The 26,810-nt window shown below is 70.1% G+C and carries 25 protein-coding genes; 5 read left to right on the forward strand and 20 right to left on the reverse strand.

What is annotated here, in order from left to right:
- The first annotated feature begins 82 nt into the window (after window positions 1-82).
- Window positions 83-343, forward strand: coding sequence for a type B 50S ribosomal protein L31 (locus tag LOC65_RS14960; RefSeq protein ID WP_009857167.1), 261 nt, complete (start codon window positions 83-85; stop codon window positions 341-343).
- A 97-nt stretch (window positions 344-440) separates the two neighbouring features.
- Window positions 441-2,132, forward strand: a complete 1,692-nt coding sequence (locus tag LOC65_RS14965; protein ID WP_230248119.1) for a hypothetical protein — start codon at window positions 441-443, stop codon at window positions 2,130-2,132.
- Here LOC65_RS14965 and phoR read toward each other — a convergent pair.
- From phoR to pstS, 7 genes are all read right to left on the reverse strand, one after another.
- Window positions 2,090-3,433, reverse strand: a complete 1,344-nt coding sequence (gene phoR / locus LOC65_RS14970; protein WP_230248120.1) for a phosphate regulon sensor histidine kinase PhoR — start codon at window positions 3,431-3,433, stop codon at window positions 2,090-2,092. The genes LOC65_RS14965 and phoR overlap by 43 nt on opposite strands.
- Window positions 3,434-3,439: 6 nt before the next feature.
- Window positions 3,440-4,153: a phosphate regulon transcriptional regulator PhoB gene (gene phoB / locus LOC65_RS14975; protein ID WP_009857162.1), complete on the reverse strand. Its 714-nt coding sequence runs from the start codon at window positions 4,151-4,153 to the stop codon at window positions 3,440-3,442.
- A gap of 16 nt (window positions 4,154-4,169) precedes the next feature.
- Window positions 4,170-4,877: a phosphate signaling complex protein PhoU gene (gene phoU, locus LOC65_RS14980; RefSeq protein ID WP_009857161.1), complete on the reverse strand. Its 708-nt coding sequence runs from the start codon at window positions 4,875-4,877 to the stop codon at window positions 4,170-4,172.
- A 25-nt stretch (window positions 4,878-4,902) separates the two neighbouring features.
- Window positions 4,903-5,688 carry a phosphate ABC transporter ATP-binding protein PstB gene (gene pstB, locus LOC65_RS14985; RefSeq protein WP_009857160.1) on the reverse strand — a complete coding sequence of 262 codons (786 nt, stop codon included), beginning with the start codon at window positions 5,686-5,688 and terminating at the stop codon, window positions 4,903-4,905.
- Window positions 5,689-5,699: 11 nt separating this feature from the next.
- On the reverse strand, window positions 5,700-6,569 hold the full coding sequence (pstA, locus tag LOC65_RS14990; protein ID WP_009857159.1) for a phosphate ABC transporter permease PstA: 870 nt from the start codon (window positions 6,567-6,569) through the stop codon (window positions 5,700-5,702).
- Window positions 6,566-7,543: a phosphate ABC transporter permease PstC gene (gene pstC, locus LOC65_RS14995; RefSeq protein WP_009857158.1), complete on the reverse strand. Its 978-nt coding sequence runs from the start codon at window positions 7,541-7,543 to the stop codon at window positions 6,566-6,568. Before pstC ends, pstA begins: the two co-directional genes overlap by 4 nt.
- A gap of 88 nt (window positions 7,544-7,631) precedes the next feature.
- Window positions 7,632-8,672, reverse strand: coding sequence for a phosphate ABC transporter substrate-binding protein PstS (pstS, locus tag LOC65_RS15000; protein ID WP_405048249.1), 1,041 nt, complete (start codon window positions 8,670-8,672; stop codon window positions 7,632-7,634).
- A gap of 194 nt (window positions 8,673-8,866) precedes the next feature.
- Here pstS and LOC65_RS15005 point away from each other — a divergent pair, with 194 nt between their 5' ends.
- Window positions 8,867-9,358, forward strand: a complete 492-nt coding sequence (locus tag LOC65_RS15005; protein WP_009857156.1) for a fasciclin domain-containing protein — start codon at window positions 8,867-8,869, stop codon at window positions 9,356-9,358.
- A 78-nt stretch (window positions 9,359-9,436) separates the two neighbouring features.
- Here the strand turns inward: LOC65_RS15005 and glmM are convergent, their stop codons facing one another.
- The 4 genes from glmM to LOC65_RS15025 all read right to left on the reverse strand — a co-directional run bounded on the left by glmM (window position 9,437) and on the right by LOC65_RS15025 (window position 14,690).
- Window positions 9,437-10,771 (reverse strand): phosphoglucosamine mutase, encoded by a 1,335-nt coding sequence (gene glmM / locus LOC65_RS15010; RefSeq protein WP_230248121.1) that lies wholly within the window; start codon window positions 10,769-10,771, stop codon window positions 9,437-9,439.
- A gap of 62 nt (window positions 10,772-10,833) precedes the next feature.
- Window positions 10,834-11,691: a dihydropteroate synthase gene (gene folP, locus LOC65_RS15015; RefSeq protein ID WP_230248122.1), complete on the reverse strand. Its 858-nt coding sequence runs from the start codon at window positions 11,689-11,691 to the stop codon at window positions 10,834-10,836.
- 273 nt (window positions 11,692-11,964) lie between these two features.
- Window positions 11,965-13,869 (reverse strand): ATP-dependent zinc metalloprotease FtsH, encoded by a 1,905-nt coding sequence (gene ftsH / locus LOC65_RS15020; RefSeq protein WP_230248123.1) that lies wholly within the window; start codon window positions 13,867-13,869, stop codon window positions 11,965-11,967.
- Between the two features lie 140 nt (window positions 13,870-14,009).
- The gene (locus LOC65_RS15025) at window positions 14,010-14,690 is read right to left on the reverse strand and encodes an RlmE family RNA methyltransferase (RefSeq protein WP_029718806.1); all 681 of its coding nucleotides are present in this window, start codon (window positions 14,688-14,690) and stop codon (window positions 14,010-14,012) included.
- Window positions 14,691-14,711: 21 nt separating this feature from the next.
- Between LOC65_RS15025 and LOC65_RS15030 the strand changes: the two genes are divergently transcribed.
- Window positions 14,712-15,185, forward strand: coding sequence for a YhbY family RNA-binding protein (locus LOC65_RS15030; protein ID WP_009857151.1), 474 nt, complete (start codon window positions 14,712-14,714; stop codon window positions 15,183-15,185).
- Here LOC65_RS15030 and LOC65_RS15035 read toward each other — a convergent pair.
- The 4 genes from LOC65_RS15035 to carA all read right to left on the reverse strand — a co-directional run bounded on the left by LOC65_RS15035 (window position 15,163) and on the right by carA (window position 20,570).
- Window positions 15,163-15,603, reverse strand: coding sequence for a DUF4149 domain-containing protein (locus LOC65_RS15035; protein WP_164962085.1), 441 nt, complete (start codon window positions 15,601-15,603; stop codon window positions 15,163-15,165). The genes LOC65_RS15030 and LOC65_RS15035 overlap by 23 nt on opposite strands.
- Before the next feature lie 2 nt (window positions 15,604-15,605).
- On the reverse strand, window positions 15,606-16,082 hold the full coding sequence (greA, locus tag LOC65_RS15040; protein WP_029718807.1) for a transcription elongation factor GreA: 477 nt from the start codon (window positions 16,080-16,082) through the stop codon (window positions 15,606-15,608).
- A gap of 84 nt (window positions 16,083-16,166) precedes the next feature.
- Window positions 16,167-19,412 carry a carbamoyl-phosphate synthase large subunit gene (gene carB, locus LOC65_RS15045; RefSeq protein WP_009857147.1) on the reverse strand — a complete coding sequence of 1,082 codons (3,246 nt, stop codon included), beginning with the start codon at window positions 19,410-19,412 and terminating at the stop codon, window positions 16,167-16,169.
- A gap of 3 nt (window positions 19,413-19,415) precedes the next feature.
- The gene (carA, locus tag LOC65_RS15050) at window positions 19,416-20,570 is read right to left on the reverse strand and encodes a glutamine-hydrolyzing carbamoyl-phosphate synthase small subunit (RefSeq protein WP_230248124.1); all 1,155 of its coding nucleotides are present in this window, start codon (window positions 20,568-20,570) and stop codon (window positions 19,416-19,418) included.
- 313 nt (window positions 20,571-20,883) lie between these two features.
- On the opposite strand from carA, the gene LOC65_RS15055 reads away from it, so the two are divergent.
- Window positions 20,884-21,579, forward strand: coding sequence for a Bax inhibitor-1/YccA family protein (locus LOC65_RS15055; protein WP_009857145.1), 696 nt, complete (start codon window positions 20,884-20,886; stop codon window positions 21,577-21,579).
- Between the two features lie 63 nt (window positions 21,580-21,642).
- On the opposite strand, the gene rlmD is transcribed toward LOC65_RS15055, so the two are convergent.
- The 5 genes from rlmD to surE form a co-directional block, all read right to left on the reverse strand.
- Entirely contained in the window at window positions 21,643-23,064 is a 1,422-nt protein-coding gene (gene rlmD, locus LOC65_RS15060) for a 23S rRNA (uracil(1939)-C(5))-methyltransferase RlmD (RefSeq protein WP_230248125.1), read from the reverse strand.
- Between the two features lie 30 nt (window positions 23,065-23,094).
- On the reverse strand, window positions 23,095-24,057 hold the full coding sequence (gene rpoS / locus LOC65_RS15065) for an RNA polymerase sigma factor RpoS (RefSeq protein ID WP_230248126.1): 963 nt from the start codon (window positions 24,055-24,057) through the stop codon (window positions 23,095-23,097).
- A gap of 19 nt (window positions 24,058-24,076) precedes the next feature.
- Window positions 24,077-24,934 (reverse strand): peptidoglycan DD-metalloendopeptidase family protein, encoded by an 858-nt coding sequence (locus LOC65_RS15070; RefSeq protein WP_230248127.1) that lies wholly within the window; start codon window positions 24,932-24,934, stop codon window positions 24,077-24,079.
- Window positions 24,935-25,002: 68 nt separating this feature from the next.
- Window positions 25,003-25,815: a protein-L-isoaspartate(D-aspartate) O-methyltransferase gene (locus LOC65_RS15075; RefSeq protein ID WP_230248128.1), complete on the reverse strand. Its 813-nt coding sequence runs from the start codon at window positions 25,813-25,815 to the stop codon at window positions 25,003-25,005.
- Window positions 25,816-25,954: 139 nt separating this feature from the next.
- Window positions 25,955-26,722, reverse strand: a complete 768-nt coding sequence (gene surE / locus LOC65_RS15080; protein WP_230248129.1) for a 5'/3'-nucleotidase SurE — start codon at window positions 26,720-26,722, stop codon at window positions 25,955-25,957.
- Window positions 26,723-26,810: the final 88 nt, after the last annotated feature.

Raw genomic sequence — 26,810 nt, forward strand, 5'->3', positions numbered from 1 at the left:
GCTAGAATCAGCGGTTTTTCCGCCACCGGGCAAGTGCGCCGATGTTTCGGCGTGGCTGCCACACCTGCACTCGAGAGGCACCATGAAAGAAGGCATCCACCCGAACTACCGCGAGGTCTGCTTCCAGGACCTGTCCAACGGCTTCAAGTTCGTGACGCGTTCGTGCGTTCAGACCAAGGAAACGATCAAGCTGGACGACGGCCGTGAACTGCCGCTGGTGAAGCTCGAAACGACGAGCGAGACGCACCCGTTCTACACCGGTACGCAGAAGAGCGTGGACAACCTGGGCGGCCGCGTCGAGAAGTTCCGCAACAAGTTCGCGCGCATCGGCCTCAAGAAGTGAGGCATGCCCGCCGGGGCCGGCTCTCGGCCCCCGCAGGACAAGGCAGCCTCGGCTGCCTTTTCTTTTTCCGGCCGTCTTCAAGCATCATCGTCCCCCGGTGAGCAGCCCCAATCCCGCCCTCGTCACCCAGCGCGGCGCACGCTCCCTGCCGCGGCTGGCCCTGCTGGTGTTCTGCGCGGCCTACGTGCTGCCGGGCGTCTTCCATCGCGACCCCTGGCGCAACGCCGACCTCGTCGCCTACGGCGTGATGGCGGCCATCGCCGAGGGCCGCACGACCTGGCTGTCACCGACACTCGGCGGCGTGGGCGCCGACGCGGCGCTGCTGCCGCACTGGCTGGGCGCGCTGGCGATCCAGTGGCTGGGGCCGCTGTTCGGCGACGGCGCCTTCGCCGCGCGCATCCCGTTCGCGCTGCTGCTGGCGCTGGCGATGGTGCTGGTCTGGTACACCACCTACTACCTCGCCCGCACCCAGGCGGCGCAGCCGGTGGCCTTCGCCTTCGGCGGCGAGGCGGACCCGGTGGACTACGCGCGCGCGATCGCCGACGGCGCACTGCTGGCGCTGATCGCCACGCTGGGCCTGCTGCAGCTGGGCCACGAGACGACGCCCGAGCTCGGGCAGCTGGTCGGCATGGGCCTGTTCATGCTCGCGCTGGCGATCGCGCCGTTCCGGCGCTGGCAGCCGCGCGTGGCCGTCGTCGCCGCGCTGCTGGTGCTGGCCGGCAGCGGCGCGCCGTCGCTGGCGCTGGGTGTCGGCCTGGGCGGCATGCTGGTCTGCTGGCGCTCGGCCTACGACAGCGTGCGCCGCTTCGTGCCCTGGGTGGCCGCGGCGACGCTGGCCTCGGCGGCGCTGGCCGCCTGGCTGGGCGCCTGGCACTGGCGCGCCTCCTGGCCCGACGCCGACGACGCCGTGACGCTGGCGCGCCAGTGGGCCTGGTTCCTGTGGCCGGCCTGGCCGCTGGTGCTGTGGACGCTGTGGCAGTGGCGCCGCCACCTGACGCACCGCCACATCTCGGTGCCGCTGGTCACGGTCGTCGTCGCGATGGTCTCGGCCATCGCCACGAACATGAACGACCGCGTGCTGATGCTGGCCATCCCCGGGCTGGCGGTGCTGGCGGCGTTCGCGCTGCCGACGCTCAAGCGCGCGAGCTCGGCGGCGATCGACTGGTTCTCGATGTTCTTCTTCACGTTCGGGGCGGTCGCGATCTGGTTCTTCTACGTCGCGATGCAGACCGGCGTGCCGGCCAAGCCGGCGGCCAACGCGCTGCGCCTGGTGCCGGGCTTCACGGTGCGCTTCGAACCCGTCGAGCTGGCCTTCGCCGCGGCCGGCACGCTGGCCTGGCTGTGGCTGCTGCGCTGGCGCACCGGCCGCCACCGCGAGGCGCTGTGGAAGAGCATGGTCATCCCGGCCGGCGGCGTGGCGCTGTGCTGGCTGCTGATGATGACGCTGTGGCGTGCGCCGCTGGACTACGCGCGCAGCTCGCGGCCCGAGATCGAGCAGATGCAGCATCACCTGCCCGCCGGCAGCTGCCTCGCGGCACCGGCGGCGCCGGCGGTCGCGGTCGCGGCGCTGGAGGTCTTCGGCCGCTACCGCGTCGACGCCCGGCCCGACGCCGCCGGCGGCGACTGCGGGCATCTGCTGTACCGCGTGCGGGGCCTGAAGGCGCCGCCGGCGCCGGCCGGCTGGCAGCACGTCGCCACCTTCCAGCGCATGAACGACCGCGGTGAACGCCTGGCGCTGTACCGGCGTCAGCCGACCGCGGCCGGCGAGGCGGCCACCGCGACACGCTGACGCAGCCGCGCCGCCGGGAACACCAGCCTGAAGCACGAGCCCTTGCCGGGCTCGCTGCGCACGTCGATCTCGCCGCCGTGGCGCTGCACGACGTGCTTGACGATCGACAGCCCCAGCCCGGTGCCGCCGGTCTCGCGCGAGCGGCTGCCGTCGACGCGGTAGAAACGTTCGGTCAGCCGCGGCAGGTGCTCGCGCGCGATGCCGACGCCGGTGTCGGCGACCTCGATCTCGGCGCTGCCGTCGTCGCGGGCGCGAAAACGCAGGTCGATGCGGCCGCCTTCGGGCGTGTAGCGCACGGCGTTGCCGACGAGGTTGCCGATCGCGCTGAGCAGCTCGGTCTCGCTGCCGGCGATCTCGAAGTCCTCGCCGCCGGCGGCGTCGATCTCGTGGCGGCCGGCCGACAGCGCGCGGCCGTCAGCCTCGGCGCGGCGCAGCAGCGCGGACACCGATGACCAGCGGTCCGGCGGCGGCCGCGGGCTGCCTTCGAGCTGCGCCAGCGTCAGCAGGTCGGCCACCAGGGCCTGCATGCGGTCGGTCTGCTGCGCCATCAGCTTGAGCACACGCTCGCGCTCGACCGGCGTCAGCGGCAGCGAGGCCATGGTCTCGACGAAGCCGGCGAGCACCGTCAGCGGCGTGCGGATCTCGTGCGAGACGTTGGCGACGAAGTCGCGCCGCATCGCGTCGGCCCGTTCGCGCTCGGTGACGTCCAGCGACAGCACCAGGCGCAGGCCTTCGCCGTACTCGCGCACGATGACCGAGAAGCTGCGCCGGCCCAGCGGGTCGACGAGGGACAGCGTGTCGGAGAAGTCGCCGGCCTGCAGGAACTGCACGAAGGCCGGCTGGCGCACGAGGTTGGTGACGCGCTGGCGCCGGTCGCGCACCGGGTCGAGGCCGAAGTGGTCGGCGGCCACCGAGTTGCACCACTCGATCTGGCCGCCGGCGTCGAGCAGCATGACGCCGTTGGGCGAAGCCTCGATCGCCGACAGGAACTGCTCCAGGCGCTCGCGCTCGCGTTCGATCTGCGCCTCGCGCTGGCGCAGCGCGCGCTCGACCCGGTAGCCGAGCTCGCCCCAGAAACCGGTGTCGCGCGGCGCGCCACGCGCCTGGTCGCCGCGCAGCCAGCCCAGCAGACGCCGGCCGCGCCAGCCCTCGACCGCGGCCGCCAGCGCAGCGAAGAAGGCGGCGCCCAGCGGCGCGCCCAGGCCGGGCTGGCCGACGGAGCGCCCGACGACGTCACCGACCAGCGCACCGAGCGCGCCGGCGAGCATCGCCCAGACGGCGCGCGACAGCAGTGCACCCATGAGGGATCAGGCGGCGACGCTGCCCAGCTGCTGCGTCATGCGGTAGCCCGCACCACGCACGGTCTCGATCAGCGCCGAACACTGCGCCGGCGCCAGCGCCTCGCGCAGGCGCTTGACGTGCACGTCGACCGTGCGCTCCTCGATGAACACGTGGTCGCCCCAGACGCGGTCGAGCAGCTGCGCGCGGCTGTGCACACGCTCGGGGTGCGTCATCAGGAAGTGCAGCAGGCGGAACTCGGTCGGGCCCATCTTGACCTCGCGCAGCTCGCCGTCGACGCGGCGCGTGACGCGGCGCGTGGCCGGGTCCAGGCGCAGGCCGGCGACCTCGACCGGGCTGTCCAGCGCCTCGGGCGCCTTGCGCCGCAGCACGGCACGCATGCGCGCCAGCAGCTCCTTCGGCGAGAACGGCTTGGTCAGGTAGTCGTCGGCGCCGGCGTCGAGGCCGGCGATCTTGTCGGCCTCCTCGTTACGCGCCGTCAGCATGATGATCGGGATCTCGCGCGTGCGCGTCTCGGCACGCCAGCGGCGCGCCAGCTGCAGCCCGCTCTGGCCGGGCAGCATCCAGTCGACGAGCACCAGGTCGGGCAGCACGCGGTCGACGGCGGCCTGGGCCTGGTCGGCCGTGGCGGCGACCGTGACCTCGTAGCCGGCGTGGCGCAGGTTGATCGAGATGAGTTCGGCGATCGCCGATTCGTCTTCGACGACGAGAACGTGGCTCATCGTGCCTCCTTGTGCCTCAGCGCACGACGTTCTCGACCGCCTCGACCGAGGCGTGCCGCACGTCCGTGCCCTTGACGACGTAGATGATGGCTTCGGCGAGGTTCTTGGCGTGGTCGCCCACCCGCTCGATGGCCTTGGCGACGAAGACCAGGTCGATGCTCGAGGAGATCGTGCGCGGGTCTTCCATCATGTAGGTGATCAGCTTGCGCAGCAGGCCGTCGAACTCCTGGTCGATCTGGTCGTCCTGCTTGAGCACCTCGAGCGCACGCGCGGTGTCCAGGCGGGCGAAGGCGTCGAGCGCCTTGCGCAGCTGGGCGAGCGCCAGGTTGGCCTCGAAGTCCAGGTCGGCCACCGGCAGGCGCAGCCGGCTGGAGACGCCGGTGTTGATCAGGCGCTGCACGGTGCGCGCGATGCGCGCGGCTTCGTCGCCGACACGCTCGAGGTTGCCGATCGTGCGGCTGACGGCGATCAGCAGGCGCAGGTCGCGCGCGGTCGGCTGGCGGCGGGCGATGATCGCCGACAGGTCGCGGTCGATCTCGACCTCGAACTGGTTGACCCGCTCCTCCTGCTGCAGCACCTGCGAGGCGGTCTCGCCGCTGAACTGCGTCAGCGCGTAGATCGCCTGCGCGACCTGGGCCTCGACGAGGCCGCCCATCTCCAGCACGCGGTTGGAGATGCCGCTGAGCTCGGCGTCGAATTGCGTCGAAAGGTGTTTGTCGGTCATGGTCGGGTCCTCGACGCGGGGGGCATCAACCGAAGCGGCCGGTGATGTAGTCCTCGGTGTCCTTCTTCTTCGGCTTCATGAAGATGTCGGTCGTGGCGCCGAACTCGACCAGGTCGCCGAGGTACATGTAGGCGGTGTAGTCGGAGCAGCGCGCCGCCTGCTGCATGTTGTGGGTGACGATCATCACCGTGTAGTCGGCCTTGAGCTCGTGGATCAGCTCCTCGATCTTGCCGGTGGAGATCGGGTCCAGCGCCGAGCAGGGTTCGTCGAGCAGCAGCACCTCGGGCTTGATGGCGATGCCGCGCGCGATGCACAGGCGCTGCTGCTGGCCGCCCGAGAGGCCGGCGCCGCTCTGGCCGAGCTTGTCCTTGACCTCGTTCCACAGCGCCGCCTTCTTCAGCGCCCACTCGACACGCTCGTCCATCTCGACGCGCGGCAGCGACTCGAACAGCCGCACGCCGAAGGCGATGTTGTCGTAGATCGACATCGGGAACGGCGTCGGCTTCTGGAACACCATGCCGACCTTGGCGCGGATCAGCGAGACGTCGGTCTTGCTGCCGAGGATGTTCTCGCCGTCGAGCAGGATCTCGCCCTCGGCGCGCTGCTCCGGGTAGAGCTCGAACATGCGGTTGAAGGTGCGCAGCAGCGTGCTCTTGCCGCAGCCCGACGGGCCGATGAAGGCCGTGACCTTGCGCTCGGGGATGTCGAGGTTGATGCGCTTCAACGCATGGAAGTTGCCGTAATAGAAGTTCAGGTCGCGCACCGAGATCTTGACCTTCTCGGTGGTCGGCAGGTCGACGGGTCGGTCCATCGCGGAGAGCCTTATTGCTTGTTGCGGAACAGCACGCGGGCGAGGATGTTCAGCCCGAGCACGCCCAGCGTGATGAGGAAGACGCCGGCCCACGCGAGCTTCTGCCAGTTCTCGTAGGGGCTCATCGCGAACTTGAAGATCGTCACCGGCAGACTGGCCATCGGCTGGCTGACGTCCAGCGTGAAGAACTGGTTGGACAGCGCGGTGAACAGCAGCGGTGCGGTCTCGCCGGAGATGCGCGCCAGCGCCAGCAGCACGCCGGTGACGACGCCGGCCAGCGAGGCCTTCAGCGTCACCGAGGCGATGACCTTCCACTTCGGCGTGCCCAGCGCGTAGGCGGCTTCGCGCAGCGAGTTCGGGATCAGGCCGAGCATGGTCGCCGTCGTGCGCACGACGACCGGGATGACGATCAGCGCCAGCGCCAGCACGCCGGCGAAGGCCGAGAAGCTGCGGGTGTGCGCCACCACCGCCGAGTAGACGAACAGGCCGATGACGATCGACGGCGCGGACAGCAGGATGTCGTTGATGAACTCGGTGGTGCGGCCCAGCCAGGTGCGCTGGCCGTACTCGGAGAGGTAGATGCCGCAGAGCACGCCGATCGGCGTGCCCAGCAGCGTCGCCAGACCGACCATGACCAGCGAGCCCACGATGGCGTTGGCCAGGCCGCCGGTCTCGGCCAGCGGCGGCGGCGTCGAGACGGTGAAGACCTGCAGCGTCAGCCCGGCATAGCCCAGGCGCACGGTCTCGACGAGGATCCAGACCAGCCAGAAGACGCCGAAGGCCATCGCCGCCAGCGCCAGCGTCAGCGCGATGACGTTGACGCGCTTGCGCCGCGCGTGCATGGCCAGGCGGCCGGCGCCGAAGGAGTCGGCGAGGCTCATGAACGGCTCCCTTCACCCTTGCGCAGCCGCACCAGCAGCAGGCGCGAGAAGGCCAGGACGACGAAGGTGATGAGGAACAGCACGAGGCCCAGGTAGATCAGCGAGGCCTGATGCAGGCCGGCCTCGGCCTCGGCGAACTCGTTGGCCAGCGCCGAGGTGATGCTGTTGGCGGCCTCGAACAGCGACAGCGAGTCGAGCTGGTTGAAGTTGCCGATGACGAAGGTGACGGCCATCGTCTCGCCGAGCGCGCGGCCCAGGCCGAGCATGATGCCGCCGACGACGCCGGTCTTGGTGTAGGGCAGCACGACCTTCCAGACGACCTCCCAGGTCGTCGCGCCCAGGCCGTAAGCCGATTCCTTGAGCAGCGGCGGCGTGACGTCGAAGACGTCGCGCATCGTCGCGGCGATGAACGGGATCACCATGATCGCGAGGATGATCCCCGCCGACAGGATGCCGATGCCCACCGGCGGGCCGCTGAACAGCGCGCCGAGCACCGGCACCTCGCCGAACAGCGACTGCAGCGGGCCCTGGACGTAGGTGGCCAGGATCGGCCCGAAGACCAGCAGGCCCCACATGCCGTAGACGATCGACGGCACCGCGGCGAGCAGCTCGATGGCCGTGCCCAGCGGCCGCTTCAGCCACTTGGGCGCCAGCTCGGTGAGGAACAGCGCGATGCCGAAGCTCACCGGCACCGCGATCAGCAGCGCGATCAGCGAGGTGGCGATCGTGCCGTAGATCATCACCAGGCCGCCGAACTTCTGCTGCACCGGGTCCCAGTCCTTGGACCAGAGGAAACCCAGGCCGAACTCCTGGATCGCCGGCGCAGCGCCGATCAGCAGCGAGATGATGATGCCGGCCAGCAGCGCCAGCGTGAGAAGCGCGGCGCCATGGGCCAGCGCCGAGAACAGCGCGTCGGCCCAGGGACCGTCCCGCCGCTTGCGCGGCGGCTGGCCCTTCGGGGCCGCTCGTGCCATGTCGCGATCCTGCTCGTAGGGGGTCGCGGGGAGTGTAGCGGCCAAGAGGAGCTCCGGTTCCCTGGTGACGTGACGATCGGACAGGCGATTACTTGAAGGCGATCGCCTTGCCGGCGCCGTCCTTCAGCTCGGTCGCCCACTGCTTGCGGATCAGGTCCTTGACCGAGGCCGGCAGCGGCACGTAGTCGAGTTCCTCGGCCATCTTGTCGCCGTTGGTGTAGGCCCAGTCGAAGAACTTCAGCGAGGCCGCCGCGCTGGCCGGCTTGTCCTGCGCCTTGTGCATCATGATGAAGGTCGCGCCGGTGATCGGCCAGCTGTCCTTGCCGGGCTGCTCGGTCAGCACCTGATAGAAGCTCTTGGCCCAGTCGGCGCCGGCGGCGGCGGCCTTGAAGGCGGTGTCATCCGGGGCGACGAAGCTGCCGGCCTGGTTCTTCAGCAGCACATAGGCCATCTTGTTCTGCTTGGCATAGGCGTACTCGACGTAGCCGATCGAGTTCGGCAGGCGCTGCACGAAGGCCGACACGCCTTCGTTGCCCTTGCCGCCGGCGCCGGTCGGCCAGTTGACGGCCGTGCCTTCGCCGACCTTGGCCTTCCACTCGGCGTTCACCTTCGACAGGTAGTTGGTGAACAGGAAGCTGGTGCCGGAGCCGTCGGCGCGGCGCACCGGGGCGATCTTGGTGTCGGGCAGCGCGACACCCGGGTTCAGCGCGGCGATCGCCGGGTCGTTCCACTTCTGGACCTTGCCCAGGTAGATGTCGCCCAGCACCTGGCCGGTGAGCTTGAGCTGGCCCGGCTTGATGCCGGCGACGTTGACCACCGGCACGACGCCGCCGATCACCGTCGGGAACTGGATCAGGCCGTCCTTGGCGAGCTCGGCGTCGGCCAGCGGTGCGTCGCTGGCGCCGAAGTCGACGGTCTTGCCGCGGATCTGGCGCATGCCGGCACCCGAGCCCACCGACTGGTAGTTGATGCGCACGCCGGTGGCCTTGTTGTAGGCGTCGGCCCACTTGGCGTAGATCGGGGCGGGGAACGAGGCGCCGGCGCCGGTCACGTCCTGGGCCCAGGCGAAGGAGGTGCCGAGCGCCATCGTGGCGGCCAGCGCGATACCGCGGGACAGATTCAGAGTCATCGATTGCACCTTGTGGAGGGTGGGGTGAGGTCCTGACGTTCGGGCTGGACTCTAGAAAGGCTTCGTGACGGCGCTGTGACACCTGCCGAAAGGACTGTCATCGACGCGATCCCGTCACGCGGAGGTCACGGGAACGTCACGAACGCCGCCTAGCCTTGCGCCGGACGATTTCCCTTCAGACCGGAGACCTTTCGATGACCCGCACTCCCCGCCTCTTTCTCGGCGCCCTGGCGCTGACCGCCTCGGCCTGGCTCGCCGGTTGCGCCACCACGCCGGCGCCGACGACGATCGCCGACACCGCGGCGCGCACGCCCGAGCTGTCGACGCTGAACCGCCTGATCCAGGAAGCCGGCCTCGCCGACACGCTGCGCGGCGCCGGCCCGTACACCGTCTTCGCGCCCAGCGACGAGGCCTTCAAGGCCGTGCCGGCCAAGACCATGGCCGAGCTGTCGACGAACAAGGAACTGCTGAAGTCGGTGCTCGGCTACCACGTGCTGCCGGGCAAGGTGACGGCCGCCGAGGTCAAGGACGGCCAGGTCGCGACGCTGCAGGGCGCCAAGGTCGCCGTCTCGCACGCCGGCGACTTCGTCACCGTCGACGAGGCGCTGGTGCAGAAGGCCGACGTGCCGGCGACCAACGGCGTGATCCACGTCGTCGACCGCGTGCTGATGCCGCCGAAGAAGTGATTGAAAAGGGCCGCCCGAGGCGGCCCTGTCGCACGATGACGAGCCGCCCGGCCTCCCGGCCCGCGGCTCGTCTTGCGTTCAGCCGCGCACGGCGGCCGCGGCCAGGCGCTCGGCGCAGCGGCGGCCCAGTTCGCCGTCGCGCGCCTCGACCATCACACGCAGCACCGGCTCGGTGCCCGAGGCGCGGATCAGCACCCGGCCACCGTCGCCGAGTTCACGCTCGACGGTCTCGCGCACGTCCTGCAGCGCGGCGTTGCGCGTCCAGTCGCTGCCCTCGGGCAGGCGGACGTTGAGCAGCGTCTGCGGGAACAGGTCCACGCCTTCGAGCAGCGCGGCCAGCAGCCGGCCGGCGCGACGCACCGCCTGCAGCACCTGCAGCGCGCTGACGATGCCGTCACCGGTGGTGTGGCGGTCCAGCGCCAGCAGATGGCCGGAGCCTTCGCCGCCGAGCTGCCAGCCGCGCGCGGCCAGTTCCTCGAGCACGTAGCGGTCGCCGACCTTGGCGCGCACCATCGGCACGCCGCGGCGCTGCAGCGCCTGCTCGACGGCGATGTTGGTCATCAGCGTGCCGACGACGCCCGGCACCACCTGGCCCTGCGTCAGGCGGTCGTGGGCCAGCACGTACAGCAGTTCGTCGCCGTTGTAGAGCCGGCCCTGGGCGTCGACCATCAGCAGCCGGTCGGCGTCGCCGTCCAGCGCCACGCCGTAGTCGGCGCAGTGCTCGGCGACGGCCGCCACCAGCGCCTTCGGCGAGGTCGCGCCGACGCCGGCGTTGATGTTCAGGCCGTCGGGCTCGCAACCGATCTTCACGACCGTGGCGCCGAGCTCGTGGAAGACGTCGGGGGCGACGTGGTAGGCGGCGCCGTGCGCGGCGTCGACGACGATCTTCAGCCCGCGCAGCGACAGGCTGTGCGGCACGGTGCTCTTGCAGAACTCGATGTAGCGGCCGCTGGCGTCGGCGAGGCGGCGCGCCTTGCCCAGACCGGCGGAGTCGACCCACTGCGCCGGCTCCTGCAGCGCGGCCTCGACCTCGCGTTCCCACTCGTCGGGCAGCTTCTCGCCGGCGGCGGAGAAGAACTTGACGCCGTTGTCGGCGAACGGGTTGTGCGAGGCGCTGATGACGACGCCCAGATCCAGCCGCAGCGCGCGTGTCAGATAGGCGACGCCGGGGGTCGGCAGCGGGCCGCTCAGCAGCACGTCGACACCGGCCGAGGCAAAGCCGGCTTCCAGCGCCGACTCGATCATGTAGCCCGAGATGCGGGTGTCCTTGCCGACCAGCACCGTCGGGCGTGCGCTGCTGCGGCGCAGCACGCGGCCGACCGCGTGGCCCAGGCGCAGCATGAAGTCCGGCGTGATCGGGGCGCGGCCGACGGTGCCGCGGATGCCGTCGGTGCCGAAATAGGTTCTGCTCATGGGGTGATTGTCGCGGTTGGCGGCGGCGCCCGGCGCCCCCGCAAGCGTGGATTTGAGCCGGCTCAGGCGGCCGGGCGGCGGCAGCCGGCCACCGCCGACCAGACCTTGAGCGCATCGACGGTGGCGCCGACGTCGTGCACGCGCACGATGCGCGCACCGCGTTCGACGGCCATCAGCGCCGCGGCGACGCTGGCCGCCAGGCGCTCGCCGGCCGGCCGGCCGGTCAGCTGGCCGAGCGTGCCCTTGCGCGACCAGCCGACCAGCAGCGGCATCTGCAGGTCCAGCAGTTCGCGCTGGCGCGCCAGCAGCTCGAGGTTGTGCGCGGCGGTCTTCGCGAAGCCGACGCCGGGGTCCGCGGCGATGCGCTCGCGCGCGATGCCGGCGGCCTCCAGCGCGGCCGCCCGCTCGCGCAGGAAGCCGGCGACCTCGGCAACGACGTCGTCGTAGTCGGTCAGCGACTGCATCGTGGCCGGCTCGCCGCGCATGTGCATGACGCAGACGCCGGCCGTCGGGTGCGCCGCCACCGCCTCGAGGGCACCGGGGCGCAGCAGCGAGCGCACGTCGTTGACGATGTCCGCGCCGGCCGCCAGCACCGCGCGCATGACCTCCGGGGTGCTCGTGTCGACCGAGACCGGAACGCCCAGCGTCACGGCGTGGCGCACCACGGGCAGCACGCGCGCCAGTTCCTCGTCGACGTCGGGCGCCACCGAGCCGGGCCGGGTGGACTCGCCGCCAATGTCCAGGATGTCGACGCCCTGCTCGACCAGCGCGTCGCAGTGCGCCCGGGCCGCGTCGGCGTCACGGTAGCGCCCGCCGTCGGAGAACGAGTCGGGCGTGGCGTTGACGATGCCCATCACGCGCGGGCGCGACAGGTCGATGCGGAAACGTGCGGTCTGCCAGACGGCGGCGGAAGCGGACATCCTGGGTGGAGCGGTTGAGTCGTCGAGAGAGGCAGTGTGCCTTGGTGGCGCGGAGGCGGGACGGGCCGCCGAACTCAGGGGTCAGGTCTCGGCCGAACTCAGGGGTCAGGTCTCGGCCGAACTCAGGGGTCAGGTCTCATGAGACCTGACCCCGTTCTTCAGCTGGGGTCAGGTCTCGTGAGACCTGACCCCGAATGCCTGACCCCGAATGCCGGCGCTCAGCGGAAACGAACGCGGGGCCCGAAGGCCCCGCGTTCCCGGCGTCGTGCGAGCTCAGACCGTCGCCGGCGTGCCGTCCGGATGCGCCGGAGGCGTGGTGCCGCCGCCCTTGTTGGCCGACGGCGTCCAGTCCTTCGGCGGGCGCGGCGGCTTGCCGGACATGATGTCGTCGATCTGCTCGGCGTCGATCGTCTCCCACTCGAGCAGCGCCTGGGCCATCGAGTGCATCTTGTCCTGGTGGTCCTCGATCAGCTTGCGCGCGACGACGTAGCGCTCGTCGATGATGCGGCGGATGACCTCGTCGACCTTGCGCATGGTCTCCTCGGACATCGTCGTCGTCTTGGTCACCGAACGGCCGAGGAAGACCTCGCCTTCGTTCTCGGCGTAGACCATCGGGCCCAGCTCGTCGGTCATGCCGTAGCGCGTGACCATGTCGCGCGCTATCTGCGTCGCACGCTCGAAGTCGTTGCTGGCGCCGGTGGTCATCTGGTTCATGAACACCTCTTCGGCGATGCGGCCGCCGAACAGCACCGAGATCGTCGACAGCATGCGCTCCTTGTCCATGCTGTAGCGGTCGCCTTCGGGCAGCTGCATCGTCACGCCCAGCGCACGGCCACGCGGGATGATCGTCACCTTGTGCACCGGGTCGGTCTTGGGCAGCAGGCGCGCGACGAGCGCGTGGCCGGCCTCGTGGTAGGCCGTGTTCTTGCGCTCCTCCTCGGGCATGACCATGGACTTGCGCTCGGGGCCCATCATGATCTTGTCCTTGGCCTTCTCGAAGTCGACCATCTCGACGACGCGGCCGTTGCGGCGCGCAGCGAAGAGGGCCGCCTCGTTGACCAGGTTGGCCAGGTCGGCACCGGAGAAGCCCGGCGTGCCGCGCGCCAGGATGTCGGCGCGGATGTCCTGGCCGACCGGCACCTTGCGCATGTGCACGTTGAGGATCTGCTCGCGGCCGCGCACGTCGGGCAGCGTCACGTAGACCTGGCGGTCGAAACGGCCCGGGCGCAGCAGCGCCGGGTCAAGGATGTCGGGCCGGTTGGTGGCCGCCATCACGATGACGCCGAGGTTGGTCTCGAAGCCGTCCATCTCGACGAGCATCTGGTTCAGCGTCTGCTCGCGCTCGTCGTTGCCGCCGCCCAGGCCGGCACCGCGGTGGCGGCCGACGGCGTCGATCTCGTCGATGAAGATGATGCAGGGCGCGCTCTTCTTCGCCTGCTCGAACATGTCGCGCACACGCGCCGCGCCGACGCCGACGAACATCTCGACGAAGTCGGAGCCGGAGATGCTGAAGAACGGCACCTTGGCCTCGCCGGCGATGGCCTTGGCCAGCAGCGTCTTGCCGGTTCCCGGCGGGCCGACCAGCAGCACGCCGCGCGGGATGCGCCCACCCAGCTTCTGGAACTTCTGCGGGTCCTTCAGGAAGTCGACGAGCTCCTTGACCTCTTCCTTGGCCTCGTCGCAGCCGGCGACGTCGGCGAAGGTGGTCGAGTTGTTGGCCTCGTCGAGCATGCGCGCCTTGCTCTTGCCGAAGCTGAAGGCGCCGCCCTTGCCGCCGCCCTGCATCTGGCGCATGAAGTACACCCAGACGCCGATCAGCAGCAGCATCGGGCCCCAGCTGACGAGGATGCTCATCAGCACCGAGGGCTCCTCGCGCGGCTTGACGTCGAACTTGATGTTGTTGTTGATCAGGTCGCCGACGAGGCCGCGATCGAGGTAGGTCGCCGTGCTGCGCAGGCGCTTGTCGTCCGTCGTCGTCGCGATGATCTCGGTGCCGCCGCCGGGGTTCTCCTGCAGCGTGACCGACTTGATGCGCTTGCTGCGCACTTCCTCGAGGAAGTCGGAGTAGCCGATCTGGTTGCCCGCCGCCGCCCCCCGGTCGAACTGCTTGAAGACGGTGAAGAGCACGAGGGCGATCACCAGCCAGACGGCGACCTTGGAAAACCACTGATTGTTCACCGCGGCTCCTTCTCCAGTTCAACGGCGCGGAAGGCCACCACGCGGGCCAACCGAATTCCACGGTAGGTGGGGATCATTCTATTCGACACAAGGGTATGGGCCTGGACGAGAAAAACCGGGTGAAACACCACCGGACAGCGTCATTTTCCGCTGTCGGCGACGCCCTTGCCGTTCTTGGGGCCGATGCCGACCAGAAAGGTCTCGGCCGACTTGTCGCGCGAGGCCTTGGGCTTGATCGGCTTGACGACGCGAAAGCTGTCCTTGAAGAGCTTGACGAGCTGGCTGTAGCCGCTGCCGTGGAAGGCCTTGCAGACCAGCGCCCCTTCGGGCTTGAGGTGCTGGAGCGCGAACTCGACCGCCAGTTCCACCAGGTGCGCGATGCGCGCCGCGTCCGAGACCGGAATGCCCGACAGGTTGGGCGCCATGTCCGAGACCACGATGTCGACCGGACGGCCGGCGAGCTCGGCGGCTAGGCGGGCGGCGACCTCGTCCTCGCGGAAGTCGCCCTGCAGGAAGGTGACGCCTTCGATCGGCTCGAAGTCGAGGATGTCCAGCGCGATGATCGTGCCGTCGAGCGCGCCCGCCGCGGCGCCTTCGGGTGCGAAGCGGCGGCGCAGGTACTGGCTCCAGGCGCCGGGCGTGGCACCCAGGTCGACGGCCACCTGGCCGGGCTTGATCAGCCCGAGGGCCTCGTCGATCTCCTTGAGCTTGTAGGCGGCACGCGAACGATAGCCGTCGCGCTGGGCTGCCTTCACGTACGGATCGGTCAGGTGATCGTGCAGCCAGGCTCGATTGACGCGTTTGCTCTTCGATGATTTCATTCGTCGGTCGATAATACGGCGATGCCCGCCATTGAACTCACGCCTGCCGAGCGCAAGCAACACCGCGCCGACGCCCACCACCTCGACCCGGTCGTCCTGATCGGAGCCGACGGCCTGACCCCCGCGGTGGTCAAGGAGACCGACGCGGCGCTGAACGCCCACGGACTGATCAAGGTCCGCATCTTCTCCGACGACCGCAACGCCCGTGCGGCGATGATGGCCCAGCTGGCCGGCGAGCTGAACGCCGCGCCGGTGCAGCAGATCGGCAAGCTGCTGGTGCTGTGGCGCCCGATCCCGGCCAAGGAGAAGACCGAGCGCGAGGACCGCAAGCCGGGGCCGCGTGTCGTCAAGCTGGTCAAGTTCTCCAAGAGCGGCAACCACCGCGCGACGGTCACGAAGGTCAAGGTCTACGGCAACCAGCGGGTCACCGCCGGCGGCCAGATCAAGCGCGTGAAGCCGCGCGCCACCAGCGTCAAGAAGAAGGTCTCGGACTGAGCGTCGCGCGCCAGGCCAGCACCATCACCAGGATGCACTTGAGCGCGTAGAACGCGCTGCTGATCGCATGCAGGGCGCCGAACGACAACGGCCCCTGCCCCAGGCGCGCCGCCGGCATCATCGGCTGGATGACGAAATAGCCGGCGACGGTGCAGAAGATCGCACCCAGCGCCAGGCCGAAGCCCCACGAGAACTGCGCGCCGCCATCACGCCGCACGCAGGCACGCTCCAGCAGCACCATCACGACGCCCAGCGCGAGGCTGGTATAGGCTTCCTGCGCCAGCATGCGCGCAGCCAGCCGGCCGGCGTCGGCCTGCGGCAGCAGCGCGAACCCCGCCGGCGTCGCCAGCAGCGCGACGCACAGCAGCCAGCCGGCCCACAGGCCCGGCAGCAGGCGACGCCAGCGCTGCAGCGCCATCGTCAGAGGTACTTCACCTCGACGATCTCCCAGTGCCTGACGCCGCCCGGCGCCTGCACCTCGGCGACGTCGCCGGCCATCTTGCCGATCAGCGCCCGCGCGATCGGGCTGCTGATCGAGATCCGGCCTTCCTTCAGGTCGGCCTCGTCGTCACCGACGATCTGGTAGGTGACCTCGGCCCCGGTGTCCTCGTCGGCGAGGTCGACCGTGGCGCCGAAGACGACCTTGCCGCCGGCGTCCAGCGCCGACGGGTCGATGACCTGGGCCGCGGCGAGCTTGCCCTCGAGCTCCTTGATCCGGCCTTCGATGAAGCCCTGCTTGTCCTTGGCCGCGTCGTACTCGGCGTTCTCGGACAGGTCGCCCTGGGCACGAGCCTCGGCGATGGCCTGGATGACCGCATGGCGCTCGACGGTCTTCAGGCGTTGCAGTTCTTCCTTCAGCTTTTCGGCGCCGCGCCGGGTCAGGGGGATGGTGGCCATGGTGAGCGTCTTGTGTTCGGACAAAGTGAATCCGCCGCAGGGGCCCGGTCGGGCGCCTGCGGCGGATCAGCGAAGGGCCGGAGTCTAATTCAGTTCCGCGTGCAATTCCTGCAGCGAAAGCACTTCGAGGTCATCCTGGTGCTTCAGCGCCTCGGTGGCCGCCTCGCTGCCGGCCATCGTCGTGTAATAGGTGACACGATTGGCCAGAGCCGCCGTACGGATATAACGCGAATCGGCAATCGCCGTGCGCGTTTCGTCCACCGTCGTGAAGACCAGCTGCACCTCGCCGGCCTTGACCTTGTCGGCAATGTGCGGGCGGCCGTCCTTGACCTTGTTGACGAGCTTCACCGGCACGCCGGCGTCGGCGATCGCCTGCGCCGTGCCCTTGGTGGCGAGCACCTCGTAGCCGAGGTCGACCAGATCGGCAGCGACCTTCACGGCGCGCTGCTTGTCGCTGTTCTTCACCGTGATGACGACCGTGCCCTTCTCGGGCAGGCGCGAACCGGCGCCGAGCTGGCTCTTGAGCATCGCCTCGCCGAAGGTCCTGCCGACGCCCATCACCTCGCCGGTCGAGCGCATCTCCGGGCCGAGGATCGGGTCGACGCCGGGGAACTTGTTGAACGGGAAGACCGCTTCCTTGACGCTGAAGAACGGCGGCACGATCTCCTCGCCGATGCCCTGCTCGTCCAGCGACCGCCCGGCCATGCAGCGCGCGGCGATCTTGGCCAGCGGGCGGCCGGTGGCCTTGCTGACGAAGGGCACGGTGCGCGAGGCGCGCGGGTTCACCTCGAGCACGTAGACGACGGCGTCGTCGCCCTCGCCCTGGACGGCGAACTGGGTGTTCATCAGGCCGACGACGCCCAGCGCCTTGGCCATCGCCGCGGCCTGGCGGCGCATCTCGTCCTGCAGCGCCGGCGACAGCGAGTACGGCGGCAGCGAGCAGGCCGAATCGCCGCTGTGGATGCCGGCGGCCTCGACGTGTTCCATGATGCCGCCGATCAGCACCTTGCCCGTCGCGTCAGCGATGCAGTCGACGTCGACCTCGACGGCGTCGTCGAGGAAGCGGTCGAGCAGCACCGGGCTCTTGTCGCTGACCTTGACCGCCTCGCGCATGTAGCGCTCGAGGTCCTTGTCGCCGTGCACGATCTCCATCGCGCGGCCGCCGAGCACGTAGCTCGGGCGCACGACCAGCGGATAGCCGATCTCGTGGGCCAGCGCCAGCGCCTGCTCCTCGGTGCGCGCGGTGCGGTTGGGCGGCTGCTTCAGGCCGAGTTCGTGCAGCAGCTTCTGGAAGCGCTCGCGGTCCTCGGCGATGTCGATCGAGTCAGGCGTCGTGCCGATGATCGGCACGCCGGCGCGCTCGAGGTCCAGCGCCAGCTTCAGCGGCGTCTGGCCGCCGTACTGGACGATGACGCCGACCGGCTTTTCCTTGTCGACGATCTCCAGCACGTCTTCCAGCGTCACGGGCTCGAAGTACAGGCGGTCGCTGGTGTCGTAGTCGGTCGACACGGTCTCCGGGTTGCAGTTGACCATGATGGTCTCGTACCCGTCCTCGCGCATCGCCAGCGCCGCGTGCACGCAGCAGTAGTCGAACTCGATGCCCTGGCCGATGCGGTTGGGGCCGCCGCCGAGCACCATGATCTTCTTCTTGTCGGTGGGCTCGGCCTCGCACTCCTCGTCGTACGTGGAGTACATGTAGGCGGTCTGCGTCGCGAACTCGGCGGCGCAGGTGTCCACGCGCTTGTAGACCGGGCGCACGCCCAGTTCGTGGCGGCGCGCGCGCACCGCGTGCTGGTTCGTGCCCAGCAGCTTGGCCAGACGCTTGTCGGAGAAGCCCTTGGCCTTCAGCCAGCGCAGCTCGGCGGCCGACAGCGCGGCCAGGTCGGCACGCGCGGCGACCTGCTGCTCGGTGGTCACCAGGTCCTGGATCTGGGCCAGGAACCACGGGTCGACCGCGGTCTCCTCGAAGACCTCGTCCAGCGTCATGCCGATGCGAAAGGCGTCGGCCAGGAACAGGATGCGCTCGGGGCCGACGTTGCCGATCTCGTCGACGATCTCGTCGCGGTCGGTGCTGCGCTCGGTCAGGCCGTCGATGCCGGTCTCCAGGCCGCGCAGCGCCTTCTGGAAGCTCTCCTGGAAGGTGCGGCCCATCGCCATCACCTCGCCGACGGACTTCATCTGCGTCGTCAGGTGCGGGTCGGCGGCGGGGAACTTCTCGAACGCGAAGCGCGGAATCTTGGTGACGACGTAGTCGATCGAGGGCTCGAAGCTGGCCGGCGTCGCGCCGCCGGTGATGTCGTTCTTCAGCTCGTCGAGCGTGTAGCCGACGGCCAGCTTGGCCGCGACCTTGGCGATCGGGAAGCCGGTGGCCTTGGACGCCAGCGCCGACGAACGCGACACACGCGGGTTCATCTCGATGACGATCAGGCGGCCATTGTTCGGATTGACCGAGAACTGGACGTTGGAGCCGCCGGTGTCGACGCCGATCTCGCGCAGGATCGCGATCGACGCGTTGCGCATCAGCTGGTATTCCTTGTCGGTCAGCGTCTGCGCGGGCGCCACGGTGATCGAGTCACCGGTGTGGATGCCCATCGGGTCGAGGTTCTCGATGGAGCAGACGATGATGCAGTTGTCCGCGCGGTCGCGGACGACTTCCATCTCGTACTCCTTCCAGCCGATCAGCGACTCCTCGATGAGCAGTTCCTTGGTCGGCGAAAGGTCGAGGCCGCGCTTGCAGATCTCCTCGAACTCCTCCGGGTTGTAGGCGATGCCGCCACCGGTGCCGCCCATCGTGAAGCTCGGGCGGATGACCATCGGGAAGCCCGTGCCGCCGATCTCGGACTGGATGCGCCGCTGCACCGCGAGCGCTTCCTCCATGCTGTGCGCGATGCCGCTCTTGGCCGATTCCAGCCCGATGGCCGTCATCGCGTCCTTGAACTTCATGCGGTCTTCGGCCTTCTCGATCGCGTGCTCGTTGGCGCCGATCATCTCGACGCCGTACTTGGCGAGCACGCCATGGCGGTGCAGATCCAGCGCGCAGTTCAGCGCCGTCTGGCCGCCCATCGTCGGCAGGATCGCGTCGGGGCGCTCCTTGGCGATGATCTTCTCGACGACCTGCCAGGTGATGGGCTCGATGTAGGTGACATCGGCCATCTCCGGGTCGGTCATGATCGTCGCCGGGTTGCTGTTGACGAGGATGACCTTGTAGCCCTCCTCGCGCAGCGCCTTGCAGGCCTGGGCGCCGGAATAGTCGAACTCGCAGGCCTGGCCGATGATGATCGGGCCGGCGCCGATGATGAGGATCTTGTGGATGTCGTTGCGCTTGGGCATGGGTCAGGCTCTCTCTTGCATCAGCGCCACGAAGCGGTCGAACAGGTAGCCGATGTCGTGCGGGCCGGGGCTGGCCTCGGGGTGTCCCTGGAAGCAGAAGGCCGGGCGGTCGGTGCGGGCCAGGCCCTGCAGCGTGCCGTCGAACAGGCTGACGTGCGTGGGGCGCAGGTTGGCACCCAGCGTCTTCTCGTCGACCGCGAAGCCGTGGTTCTGGCTGGTGATGCTGACGCGGCCGCTGTCCAGATCCTTCACCGGATGGTTGCCGCCGTGGTGGCCGAACTTCATCTTGAAGGTCTTCGCACCCGAGGCCAGGGCCATGATCTGGTGGCCCAGGCAGATGCCGAAGGTCGGCACGCCGGCGTCGATGATCTCGCGCGCCGCGGCGATGGCGTAGTCGCAGGGCTCCGGGTCGCCCGGGCCGTTGCTGAGAAAGACGCCGTCGGGTTTCAGCTTGAACACCTCGGCGGCCGGCGTCTTCGCCGGCACGACGGTGACGCGGCAGCCGCGGTCGGCCAGCAGGCGCAGGATGTTGCGCTTGACGCCGAAGTCGTAGGCGACGACGTGGAACTTGGCATCGACCAGCGTGCCGTGGCCACGGCCGAGCTGCCAGGACGTCTCGGTCCACTCGTAGGGCGCGTCGGCCGACACGACCTGGGCCAGGTCCAGCCCGGCCATCGACGGCGCGGCCTGGGCGGCGGCGACGGCGGCGGCGATCTCGGCTTCACCGACGACGGTGCCGGGCACGAAGCTGACGATGCAGCCGTTCTGCGCGCCGGTCGTGCGCAGCACGCGCGTCAGGCGTCGGGTGTCGATGCCGGCGATGGCCACCGTGCCCTCGCGCTCGAGGTACTGCGCCAGCGACAACGTGGCGCGGAAGTTGGAGACGCGCAGCGGCAGGTCCTTGATGACCAGGCCGGCGGCGTGAACCTTGGCGGCCTCGACGTCTTCCTCGTTGACGCCGACGTTGCCGATGTGCGGATACGTCAGCGTGACGATCTGCCGGCAATAGCTCGGGTCGGTGAGGATTTCCTGGTAGCCGGTGAGCGCGGTGTTGAACACCACCTCGCCGACGGTCCGACCGGGCGCGCCGATCGAGGTACCGAGGAAGGTCGTGCCGTCTGCGAGTGCGAGGAGTGCGGGGGGCAGGACGGGCAGCAAGTGAAAAGCTCCGGGATTCGCGCGCCCAGCGCCACCCGGTGAAGGGTGGTCCGAGGGGGAAACCGACGACGGAGTTTCGCTAGGGCTGCGGTGATGGCGGGTAAACCTGCTGAGTATAGCCGATTCGTGGAACCCACCGGTCAACGATCGTGATACAGCCCCGTGGCCGCAGCCGCGGAGGCGGCACTTCCCGCCGCCTGCCCCGCCAGGAGAACAGCCCAGGGCGCCGCGGGGCCATTCGACGAATGACGGAACCTACAATTGCTTTCCGACTCAAAGAGTCGTCTTTGTCACAACCCCCTTCGGAGGTCTGATGGATCGCACTTCGCCCACCTACGGCGGTTTCGCAGGCGGCGGCGTTCTGACCGCGCAGCGCAACCGCGTCCTGCGCAACACCTATGCGCTGCTCGCGCTGTCTCTCGTGCCGACCGTGCTCGGTGCCTGGATCGGCGTCACCACCGGCATCACGGCCAGCCTCGGCATGGGCATGAGCGCGCTGGTCTTCCTCGGCGGCGCGTTCGCGTTCATGTTCGCGATCGAGAAGACCAAGAACTCGGCGGCCGGCGTCGGCGTGCTGCTCGGCTTCACGTTCTTCATGGGCCTGATGCTGTCGCGCATGCTGGCGGCCATCCTCGGCTTCTCGAATGGCGCGTCGCTGATCATGACCGCCTTCGGCGGCACCGCGGCGGTGTTCTTCGCGATGGCCTCGCTGGCCACGGTGGTCAAGCGCGACCTGTCGAACCTGTCGAAGTTCCTGTTCGTCGGCGCGATCCTGCTGCTGGTCGCTGGCGTCATCAACATCTTCGTGCAGTCCAGCGCGCTGATGCTGACGCTGTCCGTCGCCGCGATCGGCATCTTCTCGGCCTTCATGCTGGTCGACGTCAAGCGTGTCATCGACGGCGGCGAGACGAACTACATCAGCGCCACGCTGGCGATCTACCTGGACATCTACAACGTGTTCCAGAGCCTGCTGATGCTGCTGGGCATCTTCGGCGGCGAACGCGACTGACGCTCGCACGAGCAACGAAAACGGGGCCCGAGGGCCCCGTTTTTCTTGTGCGTCGCGGACGCGTCAGCCAGCCTCGGGCGCGACTTCCACCCCGGCGAGCTCCGGCTGCGCCTCGCCCTCGGGGCGCGGGACGAGCGCCGCCTCGGTGCGCTCGAACACCGCGACGCTCTCGACGTGGGCGGTGTGCGGGAACATGTTGACGACGCCCGCGGCGACGCAGCGGAAGCCCGCCAGGTGCACGATCAGCCCGGCGTCGCGCGCCAGCGTCGCCGGGTTGCAGCTGACGTAGACGATGCGCCGCGGCGGCGTCCAGCCCTCGCGGCCGCGCAGCTCGGCCAGCGACTTGGCGAGCGCGAACGCGCCTTCGCGCGGCGGGTCCACGAGCCAGGCGTCGGCGGCGCCGCTGGTCATCAGCTCGTCGGCGCTCATCTCGAACAGGTTGCGCGCGGCAAAGCTGGTGTTGGCCGCGAGGCCGTTGGCGGCGGCGTTCTCGCGCGCCCGCTGCACCAGCGTCTCGCTGCCTTCGATGCCGTGCACTGCGGCCGCACGCCGCGCCAGCGGCAGCGTGAAGTTGCCCAGGCCGCAGAACCAGTCGACGACACGTTCGTGCGGCTTCGGGTCGAGCAGCCGCACCGCGCGGTCGACGAGCACGCGGTTGATCTGCGGGTTCACCTGCGTGAAGTCGGTCGGCTTGAACGGCATCGTCACGCCGTACTCGGGCAGCGAGTAAGAGAGCTGCGGCCCACCGTCGTCGAGACGGTGAACGGTCTCCGGCCCCTTGGGCTGCAGCCACCACTGCACACCGTGCTCGGCACCGAAGGCGCGCAGCCTGGCCGCATCGCCGGCCGACAAGGGCTCGAGGTGGCGCAGCACCAGCGCGACGACCTCGTCGCCGGCGGCCAGCTCGATCTGCGGCAGGCGGTCTCGCTGCTCCATCGCGCCGACCAGCTCGCGCAGCGCCGGCAGCATCGCGCTGACCTGGGCCGGCAGCACCGGGCACTCGAGCATGTCGGCGACGTAGCGCGACTTGCGCTCGTGAAAGCCCACCAGCACCGTGCCCTTCTTCGGCACGTAGCGCACCGACAGCCGCGCGCGCCAGCGATACCCCCAGGCCGGCCCGTGGACCGGGCGCAGCAGCCGCTCGGGCTTGACCTTGCCGAGATGCCAGAGGTTGTCCTCCAGCACCCGCTGCTTGACGGCGACCTGGGCCGCCGGATGCAGGTGCTGCATCTTGCAGCCGCCGCAAGCGCCCGCATGCAGCCCGAAGTGGGCGCAGCCCGGGCGCACGCGCTGCGAACTCTCGCGTGCCAGCGCGGAGAGCACGCCCTGCTCCCACTGGTTCTTGCGCCGCGCGACCTGCACCTGCACGGTCTCGCCCGGCAGCGCGCCTTCGATGAACACCACCTTGCCGTCGGCGCGATGCGCGACGCCCTGGGCCTCGAGGTCGAGCGACTCGACCTGCAGCCAATCCGTACCTGAACTCATGCCCCGATTATCCCGGGCCGGCGCCCCGACTCAGAACAGCGCGTCGCGATCGACGCCACGGCGCATCATGCGGCGCTTGAGCTTGAGCAGGGCTTCCTGCTGGATCTGGCGGATGCGCTCGCGCGTGAGGCCCAGTCGCACGGCCAGTTCCTCCAGCGTCTCGGGCTCGCGATCGTGCAGGCCGAAGCGGCCGGCAAGCACCTCGCGCTCGCGCTCGTTGAGCTCGGCCAGACCGTGGTCCAGCAGGTGCACGGCCTCGCGGCTGAGCGTCAGACCGAGCGGGTCGACGGCATCGTCGTCGGCCACCGTGTCGAGCATCGACTCGCCGCCTTCGCGCTCCAGCGGCATGTCCAGCGAGGTCGGCTGCTCGGCGAGCTTCAGCAGCTCGGCGACCTCGTCGACCGGGCGGCCCAGCGCCGCGGCGACCTCGTCGACCGAGACCGGCCGCTCGGCCTCGCCATGGCGCGAAGACTCCAGCGCCCGGCGCGCCTTGAGCACCTGGTTGAGCTCGCGCACGACGTGCACCGGCAGCCGGATCAGCCGGGCCTGGTGCATGATCGCCCGCTCGATGCTCTGCCGGATCCACCACGAGGCGTAGGTCGAGAAGCGGAAACCGCGCTCGGGCTCGAACTTGCCGGTGGCATGCATCAGGCCGAGGTTGCCTTCCTCGATCAGGTCGATCATCGGCATGCCGCGGCCGACGTAGTGCTTGGCGATGCTGACGACGAGGCGCAGGTTGCGCTCGATCATCGTCTGGCGCGCCGCGAAGTCGCCGGCGCGTGCACGCACCGCGGTCGCGTGCTCCTCCTCGGCACTCATCAGCGGCGCGCGGCGGATGTCGCGCAGATAGCTCTGCAGCGTGTTGCCGTGCTCGGCCTCGCCGTTGGCGGGCGGCGGGGACGCCGCGAGTTCGGGCGCCTCGGGGGCGGCGCCCGGCTCGAACGTGTCGGAGCCTTCGGCGGGGCCGTCGTGCGCATCGCGCCGCGTGACCATCCGCCCGGCTCCGCGTGCGCTACCGCGAGGGCAGCAGCTTCGCCGGATCGACCGGCTTGCCCTGGCGCCGGATCTCGAAGTGCAGCTGCACCCGGTCGGCATCGCTGGAGCCCATCTCGGCGATCTTCTGGCCGCGGCGCACGACCTGGTCTTCCTTCACCAGCAGCGTCTGGTTGTGCGCGTACGCGGACAGGAAGGTGGCGTTGTGCTTGACGATGATGAGGTTGCCGTAGCCGCGCAGGCCGGAGCCGGCATAGACGACACGGCCGTCGGCGGCGGCGAAGACCGGATCGCCGGCCTTGCCGGTGATCGCCAGGCCCTTGCTGCGCAGTTCGTCGAAGCCGGCGGCCACATGGCCCGAAGCCGGCCAGGTCCAGTTCAGGTCGTCGTCACCGTCACGCGCGGCCGGAGGCGGCGACGACGGTGCCGGCGCCGGGGTGGCGACCGCGGAGGGCGCGCTCGTCGACGGCGTCGCCGACGACGCGGCGGTCGACGCACCGGAGGCCGGCGCGCCCACCGGCCGGGCCTCGGTGCGGCCCGGCGGCAGCACCGGGCGCACGACGACGGCCGAGGTCTCGGCCGCCGGCGGCACCACGCGCACCACCTGCCCGACCTCGATGCGGTCGGGGTTCTCGAGGTTGTTCCAGCGGGCGATGTCGCGCCAGTTCTGGCCGTTCTCCAGGCCGATGCGGATCAGCGTGTCGCCGGGCTTCACGGCGTAGTAGCCGGGCTTGCCGAGGTTCTCCTGGCCGGGCGGCGGCTTCACTGCGGCGTCGGCGGCGGCGACAGGTGCCGTGCCGCGGCCGCCGCGGTCCTCGACCGGGGCGCGATGCGTCGGGCTGGCGCAGCCGGCCACCAGGGCGGCGAGGACGGCCATCGGCAGCAGGGCGGACGCGGGGCGGCCCCGGGTCACGCGACGATTCAACTCTTGGGGTGCGTCGTAGGTCATGCCGTGCCGGATTTTAGAGGGACGAAATGGACGGCATCGTGAATCTGGCGCCTCAGCCCTTCGGGGCGGCGGTCGACGACGACGAGCACCTGTCCGCCCAGGGCCGGATCGTGCATCGGGGCGACGAGGCGCCCGCCTTCGGCCAGCTGGTCGAGCCAGGCGGCCGGGATGTCCTCGCCGCCGGCGGCGGCCACGATGCTGTCGTAAGGGGCCAGCGGCGCATGCCCGAGGCGGCCGTCGCCGTAGAGCAGGCGCAGGTCGCCGGGCAGGCGCAGTGCGGCCAGGTTCTCGCGGGCCTTGTCGTGCAGCGGCTTCAGGCGTTCCATCGAGACGACGCGGCGCGACAGCTGCGCCAGCAGCGCCGTCTGGTAGCCGCAGCCGGTGCCAATCTCCAGCACGCGGCCGAGGTGGCCGGCGGCCGCGGCACGTTCGCCGCCGAACAGCAGCGCGAGCATGCGGCCGACCACCGAAGGCTTGGAGATCGTCTGGCCGAGGCCGATCGGCAGGCTGGTGTCCTCGTAGGCCTGGATCGCCAGCGCGCTGTCGACGAAGTGGTGGCGCGGCACCGCGGCAAAGGCGCGCAGCACCGGCTCGCAGCGCAGGCCGTCGGCGTGCAGGCGGGCCACCATGCGCTCGCGCACCGCGGGCGAGTCCAGCCCCAGCCCGCTGGGTGCGACGCGGCGTGCGGCGTCGCGCGCCGCGTCGTGCAGCAGGCGCTGCGGGCGCAGCACGTCGGTGGCCGGCCGCGCCGGTGAACGCGGCTGCACGTGGTGCAGCCCGAGCGGAAAGCGCGGCGGCTTGGTGGTCACCGGGGCACCCCTCGGCCTTCGGCCGGTCCCGCCAGGCGGGAACGAGCCCCGGACAAGTCCTGCGGGCTCGCTGGGGCAACCTTCGGCCTGGCGGCCGGTCCCGCCGAGCGGGAATGAGCCCCGGACATGTCCTGCGGGCTCATGCCAGCGGCACACCCAGCCGGGACGCCCAGGCGCCACGCATCGCGTGGTCGGTCAGATCGACCTGCAGCGGCGTGATCGACACCGCGCCGCGGGCGACGGCGTGGAAATCGGTGCCTTCGCCGGCGTCGCGCGCGTCGCCGGCCGGGCCGATCCAGTAGATCGGCTCGCCACGCGGGTTGGTCTGGTGGATCACCGGCTCGCTGGCGTGGCGGCGGCCCAGCCGCGTGACCAGGCGCGGCAGCGACGCCGCGTCGGCGCGGTTGGGGATGTTGACGTTCAGCAGCCAGGGCCCGCTGGGCGGGCCGCCGGCGAGCACCTGCTCGACGATGGCCCGTGCCGTCGCGGCGGCGGCGTCGAGGTGGGTCCAGCCCTTCTCCACCTGCGAGAAGGCGATCGCCGGGATGCCGAACAGGTAGCCTTCCATCGCCGCAGCGACGGTGCCCGAGTACAGCGTGTCGTCGCCCATGTTGGCACCCTGGTTGATGCCCGAGAGCACCAGGTCGGGCTTGTGCGGCAGCAGCCCGGTCAGCGCGACGTGCACCGAGTCCGACGGCGTGCCGTTGACGACGCGGAACCCGCGCACCGGCTCGCCTCGCGCCTCGAACACCGACAGCGGCCGGTTCAGCGTCAGCGCGTTGGAGGTGCCGCTGGCGTTCTGCTCCGGGGCGATGACGTCGATCGTGCCCAGGCCCTCGCAGGCCTTGACCAGCGCGGCGATGCCGGGGGCCAGATAACCGTCGTCGTTGGCGATCAGGATGCGCATCGGGGCATTGTAGGGAGTCGCCCGGACGTCGCCTTCGCGACGGCCTGCCGGTGCCGCGCTGCCTAAGATGCCCGCGGCACTCGACAGG

The sequence above is a fragment of the Rubrivivax sp. JA1055 genome, assembly GCF_020966565.1.
Lineage (GTDB): Bacteria > Pseudomonadota > Gammaproteobacteria > Burkholderiales > Burkholderiaceae_C > Rubrivivax > Rubrivivax benzoatilyticus.